This window comes from Synechococcus sp. H60.3, assembly GCF_047462295.1.
Lineage (GTDB): Bacteria > Cyanobacteriota > Cyanobacteriia > Thermostichales > Thermostichaceae > Thermostichus.
Genome location: NZ_JANSIY010000021.1, coordinates 16844 through 28742, shown reverse-complemented (window position 1 = coordinate 28742; position 11899 = coordinate 16844). Strand labels below are relative to the sequence as shown.

Genomic DNA, 11899 nt, shown 5'->3' with positions numbered 1-11899 from the left:
GCCACAGCCAGGTGCGCCTCTCCCAAGTCAACCCCAGCCACCTCTCTGACCTCTTGGCACTGGCAACAGCCTCCTATCTCCCTCGCCGCAGGAACGCGGAGCAGTCCAGTCGGCATCCATACCGGGGCCTGCGCTGCTGATTTTCTGGCAGGGGCGCTATGCTGGGGCGTGGGATATTAACCTGTTGGGGTTTCTTAGGCAACCCTGATCTCGATCTCTTGGGATAGCTCAAAACCGATGTCTGCTCAGTCCTTCCCCCCTTTGGCTCTCCTAAGTGTCTCCGATAAAACTGGCCTGATCCCGCTGGCTCAGGCCCTCGTGCAGGAGCACGGCTTTCAACTGCTCAGCAGCGGAGGCACCGCCAAGGCGCTTTTAGAGGCCGGGATCCCGGTCACCCCTGTTTCGGACCATACCGGCGCGCCGGAGATCTTGGGGGGACGGGTGAAAACGCTGCACCCCCGCATTCACGGGGGCATTTTGGCCCGCCTGGAGCGCGGCGAAGACCGGGCGGATCTGGAGGCCCTGGGGATCCCTCCCATCCAACTGGTGGTGGTCAATTTCTATCCTTTCGAGCAGACGGTGGCTCAGCCAGGGGTGTCGCTGGAGGAGGCTTGCGAGCAGATTGACATCGGCGGGCCCACGCTGGCGCGGGCGGCAGCCAAAAATTATCCCCACGTTACCGTGCTAACGGATCCCAGCCAGTACCCTCAGTACTTGCAACTGCTCTCTAGCTCCTCCAGCGAGGCGGAGCGGCTGGCCTTTCGCTTCCAGTGCGCCCGCCGCGCCTTTGAGCAGGTGTTGGCCTACGACCGCGCCATTGTCCACTACCTGGCCTGCTCCGAGCTGTCCCACTCCTCTCCACCTCCAGCTCCTGCAGCCGCTGCCGCAGAGGTTTTTCAACTGCAAGGGATCCCTTGGCAGCGCTTGCGCTACGGAGAAAACCCTCACCAAGCCGCCACCTGGTATGTGGTGGATGCGGCTGCTCCCGGTTGGCATCGGGCCAAACAGTTGCAGGGGAAAGAGCTGAGCTACAACAACCTGCTGGATCTGGAGGCGGCTCGCGCCCTGGCAGCAGAACTCAGCTTAGGGCTTGGCAACGGCCCTAAGCCAGCGGTGGCGGTGATTGTCAAGCACAACAACCCCTGTGGGGTAGCCGTTCGCCCAACCCTGGCTGCCGCTTTTGAGGCGGCTTTGGCTGCCGATCCCGTCTCCGCCTTTGGGGGCATCGTTGCCCTCAACCAAACTTTGGACAGGGAGACTGCCCAGCGCCTGGCGGAGCCTTTTTTGGAGTGCGTGGTTGTCCCGGCCTGCACCTCTGAGGCGGCTGAGCAACTGGCAGCCAAAAAGAACTTGCGGCTTTTGGTTTTGCCGGACTTTGAGGTTGGGCCAACCCAAAGCCTCCGCACCTTGGCTGGGGGTTTTCTGGTGCAGGAAGCCGACCGGCTGCAGGGATCCGTTCGCCAACCCTCCTGGCGGGTGGTGAGCGAGCGCCAGCCGACACTGGAAGAGTGGGCGGATCTGGAGTTTGCCTGGATAGTCTGCAAACACGTCAAATCCAACGCCATCGTCGTTGCCCGGCAGGGGCAGACTCTCGGCATTGGGGCAGGCCAGATGAACCGGGTGGGTGCCGTCGAGATTGCCCTTCGCCAGGCCGGCTCACAGGCGGCAGGAGCGGTTTTGGCCAGCGACGGCTTTTTCCCCTTTGCCGACAGCGTGGAGGCGGCAGCCCGTGCCGGGATCCGCGCCATCATCCAGCCGGGAGGCAGTCTCCGCGATGCCGACTCCATTGCTGCTGCCAATGCTGCCGGCATCGCCATGGTCTGCACTGGCATCCGTCACTTTTTGCACTAGGGCAGACCCCAGGCTCTGGCCTGCTCCGCCAGCCAGCCCTCGGCGCGCAGGTTCTCCAGCTCGCGGCGCACCCGCAGCCGCAATTCAGCATGCTCCAGCCCCTTGGGCAGGGCAATGCCCAGCCCCACTGTCGCCAACGGGGATCCCAGAAACTGAAACTGGGGGTGCTCCGCCAGCCACCCCGCCAGCACCGAGCGATCCGCTGCCCAGGCCTGCACCGCCCCTTTTAGGAGCAATTCTGCCCCTTCCTGGTAGGAATCCACCGCCAGCAACTCAACCCCTGGGAGGTAGCGCTGGAGGTGGGGAATGGCGGCCGATCCGCGCAGGACGGCAATCCGCGCGCCGCGCAGCTCTGACCAGCTCGTCCAGTCTTGGGAACGGGCCACAACCAGGCTGGGGCCATCCGGGTAGTAGGCCGAGGTGAACTCCACCTGGCGCGCCCGATCCGGTGTGATGCCGATCTGAGCGATGGCCAGATCCACTTCCCCTGCAGTCAGCACCTGTAGCCGCTCCACATTGGCCACTGGCACCAGCTCCACCGCCGCCGGGGATCCCAGCAGCCGGGATCCCAGCTCGCGGGCTAGGTCAATCTCAAACCCCTGCAGCTTGCCTTCGGCATCGCGAAACCCCAACGGCTTCAGGTTGTCTTTGACTGCAACTCGCAACTGACCCGAACGAACAATCTCTGACCAGGGACGGGCAGCGGCAGGGATCCCTAGGCAAACTAAGGCCAGGCTGGCCGCCCAGCAAGACCTCTGGATCGCCGAGGCCAACGGAGACCGAGATCCCATCCCCTTCAGGCGGTGCGGGACTGGCGGGCCGCAGCCACCACTTGGGTGAAGGCTTCGGGATCCAGGAAAGCCAAGCGGGCCAACATTTTGCGATTGAGCTGGATATTGGCTTTTTTGAGGCCGTCGATGAACTCGCTGTAGCGCAGGCCCTGGGCGCGGGTGGCGGCATTGATGCGGGCAATCCAGAGGCGGCGAAAATCTCGCTTCTTGCGGCGGCGATCCCGGTAGGCACTGCGCAGGGCCTTCATCACCTGCTGGTTGGCGGTGCGGAACAGCTTAGAGCCGGCTCCGCGAAAGCCTTTGGCCAGCTTGAGGATCTTCTTGCGACGCTTGCGGGCAACATTGCCCCGTTTGACTCTCATGGCGGTAACTCAATACAGACAGATGGATACAAGGGCGAACAAGCCTTGAGACTTTTGGCCTGTCGTGGCGATCGGCTCACCCTAGGCTGAGGGAGTGGAGGAAGCGGCGCAACGGGATCCCACCTAGTGGGTGTTGGGCAGCATCAGGCGCACGTTGGCCAGATCCCGTTCATCCACCAGGGCCACGCCGGCCAATTTGCGTTTGCGGTTGGTGGTTTTGTGCTCAAGCAAGTGGTTGTGCCCGGCCCGGCGACGCATGAACTTGCCGCTGCCGGTGAGGCGAAAGCGCTTGGCGGCTGCCTTGCGAGTTTTGATTTTGGGCATGGCAATAACCCCAGAAATGGCCAGGGGAAAGGTCACAGTCTTCTAGCATAAGCTAGGGAAGACCAAGAAAGCAAATGCCGCAATGGCCTCTTCCTGTCTCAAAGCCGCCAAGAGCCCTCAAAAACTGTTCTCTTGCGGCTCCAAAAGCAACACTTGCCAGCGCAGCAACTGCTGCAACTGCGGCCAGCTCAGGGGAGAGTCTAGGCTTTCTTGAAGGGCTTGGACGGTGCGGATCCCGTCCACCTGCTGCAGGAAGGCGAAGGCTTCCTCGCTGAGGGAGATGGCCTCATAGGCGTAGTTGAAGAGGCTCCGCCCCGGCCACAGGCCCAGGCAGGGGCTGAGGTGGGCAACTGCCGCGGCCACATCCTCTGGATGGGTCCATTCCCAGCGGCGAATAGGGGGCTTGCCGAGAAAGAGCTCGTAGTGGGCCACCACCGGATCCAACAGCTCGATTAGGCGGTAGCGCTCCGGCTCCGGCAGTTGGGCTGCCTGGGCCAGTAGGGTTTCATCTTTGCCCAACACCCGCTCCAGCCGCCAGAACTCTGGGTTGGAAAAGCGCAAAAACTGCAGCCCTGAAGCCTGAATTAGCTCAAACAGCGTCTCGATGGTGTAGTCCACTTCCTGCGGGTGCAGGTACATATCGGCAAAGCATTCGTCGTCCACGTTTTCGATGGCCCAGCGGGCGCGTTCCTGCTGCTGGATGCGGTTGCTGTCTGGCAAAATCTGGAAAAGGCGGCGGCCCACCTGGAGCCCTTGCTGTAGGTGTTCTGCGGAAGCTAGCGGCTGATGCTCTGAGCCAGTGACCAAGAGGCGGATGGCCTTCTGCATCAGGCGGATCTCGTGGCGGCCCAGCTCGCCGTACACAAATAGGTGCAGGATCCCGCCGGGAGCCAGCTTGTTTGCCAGAGCCTGCAGCCCCGCCACCGGATCCGGGAGGTGGTGGAGCATGCCTACGCAGTTGATGAAGTCGAACTGCCCCGGCAGTTGGTCAATGTCGTAAACGTTGAGCTGGCGAAAGTGCACCGGTGGTGCCTGGGAAGCCCGGCAGCGGGCCTCGGCAATCTCCAGGGCGCGGCTGCTCAGGTCAAAAGCCCAGATTTCGGCGTTGGGGTTTTGGTGGGCGATATACTCCGTCCCCACCCCAGAGCCGCAGCCGGCGTCCAGGATGCGCACTGGGCGGCGGCCTGGATGAGCACCTGTGCAAAAGGCATAGGCCTGGGGCCAGCTCCAGCGCCAGTTCCACCCCGGCGGGGGAACGGTGCCGATGGGCTGTGGCGGGAAGGGGTAGAGGTCGTAGAGCTGCCGCACTTGTTTGAGAATCTGTTCGGCGCTGCGGGACTGCATAGGCTCTCCGGCCAGACTATCCAGACTATAGTGACGATATCTCCCCTGAGGACATTTCTCGCCAACACTCTATGGTTGTCCGCGCTTCCCATCCTCTGCAAGCTGGCCTCACCTTTAACTGGATCAAGCTGACGGCTGAGCTCAAAAAAATTCTCGATCCCCGGCGAGTGATCAGCAAGCCGGAGGAGCTGTTGGTTTACGAGTGTGACGGGCTGACCAGCTACCGGCAAAGGCCGGCTTTGGTGGTGTTGCCGCGCACCACAGAAGAGGTGGCGCAGGTGGTGAAGCTGTGCAGCCGCTACCAGGTGCCCTTTGTGGCGCGGGGATCCGGCACTGGCCTTTCGGGAGGGGCGCTACCCCTGGAAAATAGCGTCGTCATTGCCACCACCCTGATGAAACAGATCCTGGAGATTGACCTAGACAACCGCTGCATGGTGGTGCAGCCGGGGGTGATCAACGCCTGGATTACCCAAGCGGTGGCCGACCAGGGCTATTTTTATGCGCCGGATCCCTCTAGCCAGTCGGTTTGCTCCATCGGCGGCAATGTGGCGGAAAACTCCGGCGGCGTCCACTGCCTCAAGTACGGGGTAACAGCCAACCACATCCTCGGCTTGACGGTGGTGCTGCCGGATGGGGAAGTGGTGCGCTGGGGGGGCAAGATCCCGGAGATGCCCGGCTACGACTGGGTAGGTCTGTTTGTCGGTTCCGAGGGCACCCTGGGCATCGCTACCGAGATTACCCTGCGCCTGCTGAAAACCCCGGCCCAGGTTCGGGTTTTGCTGGCGGACTTCGACAGTGTAGAAGCAGCGGGATCCGCCGTCTCTGACATTATCGCTGCCGGGATCATCCCCGCCGGCCTGGAGATCATGGACAACTTCAGCATCAACGCCGTCGAGGATGTGGTGCAGTTGGGCTGCTACCCGCGGGATGCGGCGGCCATCTTGCTGGTGGAGGTGGACGGGCTGGAGCTGGAGGTGGAGGAAGCCGGCCAACAGGTGAGGGCGCTGTGCCTCAAAAACGGGGCCCGCCAGGTGCAAGTGGCAGCCGGCCCAGAAGAGCGGGCGCGGCTATGGAAGGGGCGCAAGGCGGCCTTTGCTGCAATGGGCAAGCTCAGCCCCAACTACTACGTCCAGGATGGGGTGATCCCCCGCAGCCAGCTAGCCTACGTCCTCAAAGAAATCGAGCGCCTCAGCCGCGAATACGGCTACCCGGTGGCCAATGTGTTCCATGCCGGCGACGGCAATCTCCATCCGCTGATCCTCTACGACGAGTCGGTGCCGGGATCCCTGGAGCAGGTGGAGAAACTGGGGGGCGAGATTCTCAAACTCTGTGTGCGCCTGGGGGGTAGCCTTTCTGGCGAGCACGGCATCGGGGCGGAGAAACGCTGCTACATGTCGGAGATGTTTACGCCCACGGATTTGGAGAGCATGCAGTGGGTGCGGCAGGTATTTGACCCGCAGCACATCGCCAACCCCGACAAGATCTTTCCCACTCCCCGCACCTGCGGCGAGGCGGCCCATGCCCACCGGCGGCCGGAATGGCAAGGGATCCCTGTCTTCTAGCTGGCCTGCCGCTGCTGCTGCAGCTCGGCAAAGGCCTGGGCAAAGTCTTCCTGGCAGATGACCAAGGTTTTGGCCTCCACCGTCTCGGCAGTGGCGCGGTGGCGGCGAATAGCAGCAATGGCGGCACGGTTACTGAGCAGGGCCAGGTCGGCACCACTCCAGCCTTCGGTGCGCTCGGCCCACACCTCCAGATTTACATCTGGCCCCAGGGGACGCTTGCGGTTATGTACAGATAAGATTTCCCACCGCCCGGCGCGATCCGGCAGCTCCACACTCAGGTGCAGCTCCAGCCGGCCAGCGCGGGTGAGGGCGGGATCCAAACTGGCTTTGCGGTTGGTGGCCGCCACTAGCAAGACCCCCTGGCTGGGACGGATCCCGTCCAGTTCGGCCAGCAGTTGCCCCAGAACCCGGTCACTGACGCCACTGTCGCCGGAGTAGCTGCCTCGCGCGGGAGCGAGGGTGTCGATCTCATCGATGAAGATGACGCAAGGGGCACACTGGCGGGCGCGGGCAAAGAGTTCCCGCACCGCCTGCTCGGAGGATCCCACCCATTTGCTCAAAAGCTCCGGGCCGGAGACGGCGATGAAATTGGCCTTGGCCTGGGAGGCGATGGCCTTGGCCAGCAGCGTCTTGCCGGTGCCGGGGGGCCCACTGAGGAGGATCCCTTTGGGGGCCTGGGCCTGGGCCTGCTCGTACAGCTCCGGGTGCAGCAGGGATCCCTCGATGGCCTCCTGCAAAATCTGCTTGGCGTGCTCCAGGCCGCCGATCTGATCCCAGCTCACCTGGGGCGACTCAATTTCCACCGAGCGCAACACCGCCGGCTTTACCTGTTGCAGAGCTTCTTGAAAGTCCGCTGCCGTAACTTTTAGGGATTCGGGAATGGGGGATTCCAAATCCGGCACCTGACGCCGCAAAGCTGCATAGGCGGCCGCCTGGCACAGGCCGCGCAGATCCGCGCCTACAAAGCCCAGCGTTTGCTCTGCTAGGCTGTCCAAATCCACATCCTCCGCCAGGGGCATGCCACGGGTGTGAATGGCCAAGATCTCCCGCCGCCCCTCCCGATCCGGCACCTTAAAGATGATCTCCCGGTCAAAGCGCCCCGGTCGCCGCAGCGCCGGATCCAGGGCCTCAGGCCGGTTGGTGGCTGCCAGCACCACGATCCCCTTTTGAGCCGCAAACCCGTCCATCAGCCCCAGCATTTGAGCCACCAGGCGTTTTTCTACCTCCCCCTCGACGGCGGCGCGGTTGGGGACAAGAGCATCGATTTCGTCAATGAACACCAGACAGGGAGTCGACTTAGCCGCCTTCTCAAAAAGCTGCCGCAGGCGCGCCTCCGCCTCCCCGTAGTACTTGCCGATCAGCTCTGGGCCGACAATGGCGATGTAGTTCACCCCCAGGCTCTCGGCCAGGGCGCGGGCCGTCAGAGTCTTGCCGGTGCCAGGGGGGCCTACCAACAGCACGCCACGGGGCGGATCCAGTCCCAGCTTGGCCAGCAGATCGGGCCGCTTGAGGGGGATCTCGACCATTTCCCGCAAAGCTTGGAGCTGTTCCCTCAGCCCCCCCACATCCCTGAGGCGCGGCCCTGGGCCGGATTCCGTCCCGCTGAGGCGGTCGGCGGCCAAATCAGGCGAGGGAGCAGCCTTGGGCTGTTCGCGCCAGCTTGCTGTGGACATCACCTGAGGCTCGCTGCTCCAGGAGGGATCCCCCGTCTGGGCGCTGCTGCGGCGACGGGGGATGGAGCCGGAAGGGGGAATAGAGCTGCCCAAAGGACGGGCCTGGATGCGCACCTCAGTTCGCAGCTCCCCCGTGTTTCTTTTCTCGTCCAGTTTCTGGGCTAGCTCGATAAGCTGCTCAATACCCTGGATAAAATCGCTTAGATCCGCCACAGCCGGGGTTTTCCGTCTACAAATAACCCACCAACAGAGGTTTTAGCCCATCCCTTGCCGGCTGAGGCTCTCCCCCGACCCAAAAGCAGGCAACTTTCAGCCAGGGATCCGGCGCCGGCAAGCTTTCTGGTCAGCACACACCTAGGGAGAGCGGGACTCGGCGATGGCCGAGAGGGGGGAAGGGCTGGCGGAGAGCTTGCGCACCTCAGAGCAGAAAGAGGCCATGCTGAAGCCGCCAAAGCGCTTGACGGTGCTGGCCCGCAGGCGCAGGTTCGGGCTGGCAAACCAGATGCGCTCCTCTGACTCAGTCATCTCATATTCGGTGTAGAGGGTGAGGGCGCCGTCGGATCCCATGACGTAGGTGCCGGCCACCGGCACTTTCTCGGCATAGCCCTGGTCCCGCAACAGTTGCCCCCGCATGGGATTATCGGGATCGGGGATGGGAACCAGCACCACATCGCCTTTGTACTCTTCGTTGTCCCACTCCTGCTCCCCATTCCACTGCACTCGCGCCGCCCCCACGGCCCGCCGTGGATCCACCTTGAACAGCTCACAAACCTGGATAACTGCCGGATCGGCGGGCGAAAGGGTGGCAATTTGTACCCGCGATCTCCCCCCCTCAGAGCGGCGAAAGGCCAAGTGATGGCTGGTACGCTGACACATCCACTCGCCAGCGCTGAGGGCAAAAAACTCCATTACGGTCATCATGGCCGACGCGGATCCTCATCGATAACAACCGGGATTTGCCGATTCTAGCTTGTGCTGTAGCCGTAGATTTGCTCTTGCCGGCTCTGCTGTTCGCGCCAAAACTGCTCGGCAAAAGCCACCGTCGGGTGGAGGGGGGCGCGGGGTTTGCTGCGCAGAGGCATATTGGCCTCTTCAGGAGTGCGGTTGCCCTTGCGCTGGTTGCAGCGCTCGCAGGCTGTGACTACATTGTCCCAAGTGTGGGATCCCCCGCGAGAAAGAGGCACGACATGATCCAGGGTTAGGTTATGGGTGCTGCCGCAGTACTGACAGGTGTGGTGGTCCCGCCGCAAAACCTCCCGCCGGTTGACAGGGGGCACCCGCCAGGATCGCTCCTTGCCTTTGATGGTCAGGCGGATGTGCTCGGGCACCTCGATCACCTGGCTGGGGGAGCGCACTTTCCACACCGGCACATTCATCATCGCCAGCGGCTCTGCCTTGCCCGTCAGCAGCAGCACAATCGCCCGCCTAATGTTGACCCGGCTAATGGGCAAGTAGTTTTGGGAAAAGACAACAATCGACTGTTCCAGGACGTGGGTAGCAGCAGTCATGACTTAGCTCTTCCATTTGCCGCCATTGTCCTGAGAAATCTGGCAAATGACAAGGTTTTCCCGCAGTGGGCACCATCCAGGTGGAGCCCCACCATTCAACATTCCAGAGTTTCTTACGATCGGGAGCCGGACAGATGGGCTAGTATCCGGGTGATGGTTGGATCCCGTGCCTCCCATGACCTACCCGCTGCATGTTGCCCTGGTTTGGCACCAACACCAGCCCCTCTACAAAAGCCCGCTGGCGGGTAAATATCGCATGCCTTGGGTGCGCCTACACGGGATCAAAGACTACCTGGACTTAATTTTGCTGCTGGAGCGCTATCCCCGCCTGCACCAAACGGTTAACCTAGTGCCCTCTCTCATTGTGCAAATCGAAGACTACGTGGCCGGCTCCGCTTTCGATCCCTATTTGGAGCTGACTTTATCTCCTGTCGAAAAGCTGACCCCGGAGCAGCGGCGCTTCATTGTCGAGCGTTTCTTCGACAGCCATTACCCCACCATGATTGAGCCCTACCCCCGCTACCGCCAGCTCTACGAACAGCGGGAATCGCAAGGGATCAACTGGTGCCTACAGTACTGGACGCCCCAAGACTTCAGCGACCTGCTGGCCTGGCACAACCTCTCCTGGTTCGATCCCCTCTTCCAGGAGGATCCTGAGATCGAGAGCTGGATCAAGATGGGATCCGGCTTTACCCTGGCGGATCGGCAGCGGATCTACGCCAAGCAACAGCAGATCCTGGCCGCCATCCTGCCCCAGCACGCCAAATTGCAAAGTAGCGGCCAACTGGAGTTGACCACCAGCCCCTACACCCACCCCATCTTGCCCCTGCTGGTGAGCGAGCGCTCGGCGCGGGTGGCCCGGCCCGGCTTGCCCCTGCCCCGCTACCCCTTCCACTGGGAGCAGGATGTCCACAGCCAACTGGAGCGGGCCAAGCAGATCTACCGGGAGCGCTTTGGCCGCGATCCGCGGGGTCTGTGGCCTTCAGAGCAGGCGGTCAGCCCCGCCATCGTGCCCCTGATCCAGAAACAAGGCTTTGATTGGATCATCTCCGACGAGGGAGTGCTGGGCTGGAGCTTGGGCCAACCCTTTCATCGCGACGGGCAGGGCCATATCCTCGAGCCGGAAAAGCTCTACCGCCCCTACCGTCTGGAGAGCGAGGCAGGGGATTTGGCCATCATCTTTCGGGATCACCGCCTTTCCGATCTCATTGGCTTTAGCTACAGCGCCATGCCTGCCGACGCTGCCGCCAAAGATCTCATCGGCCACCTGGAGAGCATCCGCAACCGCCTACCCCAAGACCAGCCCTGGCTGGTCACCATTGCCCTGGATGGGGAAAATTGCTGGGAGTACTACCCCCAAGATGGCCGCCCCTTCCTGGAAAACCTCTATGCCCGCCTCAGCCAGCACCCGGCGTTGCGCTTGGTGAAGGTGTCGGAGTTTTTGGATCAGTTTCCCCCCACGGAGTTTCTGCCAGCCGAACAATTGCACAGCGGCTCCTGGATTGAGGCCGACTTTACCACTTGGATTGGGGATCCCGTCAAAAACCGCGCCTGGGAGCTCCTTGCCCAAGCCCGCCAGGTGATCCAGGATCACCCTCACGCCACCCCCCAGGCCTGGGAAGCCCTCTGGGCCGCCGAGGGATCCGATTGGTTCTGGTGGTTTGGGGCAGGCCACTCTTCCGCCCACGATGCCGTTTTTGACCAGTTGTTTCGGGAACATCTACAGGCCCTCTACACCGCTTTGGGAGAGGCGGTGCCGGCGGCGCTGCAGTTTCCCCTCGAGGATCACGACGGGCTGGGGGATCGCCTGCCGCAGGGGTTTATCCATCCCACCATCAACGGTCGCCCCGCCGAACGGGAGTGGAGCCAGGCCGGGCGGGTGGAGATCGGCGCAGCCCGAGGAACCATGCACCGCAACAGCGTCGTCCGCCGCCTCTGGTACGGGTTCGATCACTTCAACCTCTATCTGCGGCTGGATTTTAACTCGGTGGTGCAGCGGCCCAAGCAATTGCAGGTGCTGTGGTTTTATCCCAACCGCGTTACCGTCAACAGCCCCATTCCCCTGCAGGGGTTGCCGGCAGAAGCCCCCCTCAACTATCTCTACCGCCACCTGTTGAAGCTGTCGCTGCCGCCGCCTGGCACCGGCCAGCATCCCGCACCCGTCGAGGCTCAGCTCTTGCAGGCAGGGGAGTACCATAGCTGGCACCCCATCAACCATCAGGTGAAGGCGGTGGTGGATGCCTGTTTGGAGGTGGCCATTCCCTGGAGCAATTTGGGCGCCCAGCCGGGGCAGGAGCTGCAATTTATCATCGTGGCCGCCGATGGCGAGACCTTCCAAGAAGGGATCCCCCCCAAGGCCACCATCGCCCTGCGGAGACCTTGAGAATTTGAGAATTTAAGTTATGGCGCGCGATCTCTACCCGCCCATCGAGCCCTACGATCACGGCTTTCTCCCCGTCTCTTCCCTGCACACCCTCTACTACG

The 11899-nt window shown here is 62.5% G+C and carries 10 protein-coding genes; 3 read left to right on the top strand and 7 right to left on the bottom strand.

Features of this window, described 5'->3' with window-relative positions; all coding sequences use genetic code 11:
• The first annotated feature begins 237 nt into the window (after window positions 1-237).
• Window positions 238-1851, top strand: coding sequence for a bifunctional phosphoribosylaminoimidazolecarboxamide formyltransferase/IMP cyclohydrolase (gene purH, locus NW841_RS03985; RefSeq protein WP_414385486.1), 1614 nt, complete (start codon window positions 238-240; stop codon window positions 1849-1851).
• On the opposite strand, the gene NW841_RS03980 is transcribed toward purH, so the two are convergent.
• From NW841_RS03980 to NW841_RS03965, 4 genes are all read right to left on the bottom strand, one after another.
• Window positions 1848-2642 carry a transporter substrate-binding domain-containing protein gene (locus NW841_RS03980; RefSeq protein ID WP_414385484.1) on the bottom strand — a complete coding sequence of 265 codons (795 nt, stop codon included), beginning with the start codon at window positions 2640-2642 and terminating at the stop codon, window positions 1848-1850. The genes purH and NW841_RS03980 overlap by 4 nt on opposite strands.
• A gap of 5 nt (window positions 2643-2647) precedes the next feature.
• A complete protein-coding gene (rplT, locus tag NW841_RS03975) occupies window positions 2648-3004 on the bottom strand; it encodes a 50S ribosomal protein L20 (RefSeq protein WP_414333801.1) in 357 nt (118 codons plus the stop codon).
• 123 nt (window positions 3005-3127) lie between these two features.
• Entirely contained in the window at window positions 3128-3328 is a 201-nt protein-coding gene (rpmI, locus tag NW841_RS03970; RefSeq protein ID WP_414333811.1) for a 50S ribosomal protein L35, read from the bottom strand.
• A 117-nt stretch (window positions 3329-3445) separates the two neighbouring features.
• Complete coding sequence (locus NW841_RS03965; protein WP_414364593.1) at window positions 3446-4672, bottom strand: class I SAM-dependent methyltransferase; 1227 nt, start codon at window positions 4670-4672, stop codon at window positions 3446-3448.
• 71 nt (window positions 4673-4743) lie between these two features.
• Between NW841_RS03965 and glcD the strand changes: the two genes are divergently transcribed.
• Entirely contained in the window at window positions 4744-6234 is a 1491-nt protein-coding gene (gene glcD / locus NW841_RS03960; RefSeq protein ID WP_414364591.1) for a glycolate oxidase subunit GlcD, read from the top strand.
• On the opposite strand, the gene NW841_RS03955 is transcribed toward glcD, so the two are convergent.
• The 3 genes from NW841_RS03955 to NW841_RS03945 form a co-directional block, all read right to left on the bottom strand.
• Window positions 6231-8120 carry an AAA family ATPase gene (locus tag NW841_RS03955; protein WP_414385482.1) on the bottom strand — a complete coding sequence of 630 codons (1890 nt, stop codon included), beginning with the start codon at window positions 8118-8120 and terminating at the stop codon, window positions 6231-6233. The genes glcD and NW841_RS03955 overlap by 4 nt on opposite strands.
• A gap of 141 nt (window positions 8121-8261) precedes the next feature.
• The gene (locus NW841_RS03950; protein ID WP_414364610.1) at window positions 8262-8825 is read right to left on the bottom strand and encodes a phycobiliprotein lyase; all 564 of its coding nucleotides are present in this window, start codon (window positions 8823-8825) and stop codon (window positions 8262-8264) included.
• Window positions 8826-8872: 47 nt separating this feature from the next.
• Window positions 8873-9415: an HNH endonuclease gene (locus tag NW841_RS03945; RefSeq protein ID WP_414364588.1), complete on the bottom strand. Its 543-nt coding sequence runs from the start codon at window positions 9413-9415 to the stop codon at window positions 8873-8875.
• A 175-nt stretch (window positions 9416-9590) separates the two neighbouring features.
• Between NW841_RS03945 and NW841_RS03940 the strand changes: the two genes are divergently transcribed.
• Window positions 9591-11798 carry a glycoside hydrolase gene (locus NW841_RS03940; protein ID WP_414333322.1) on the top strand — a complete coding sequence of 736 codons (2208 nt, stop codon included), beginning with the start codon at window positions 9591-9593 and terminating at the stop codon, window positions 11796-11798.
• Window positions 11799-11899 lie beyond the last annotated feature (101 nt).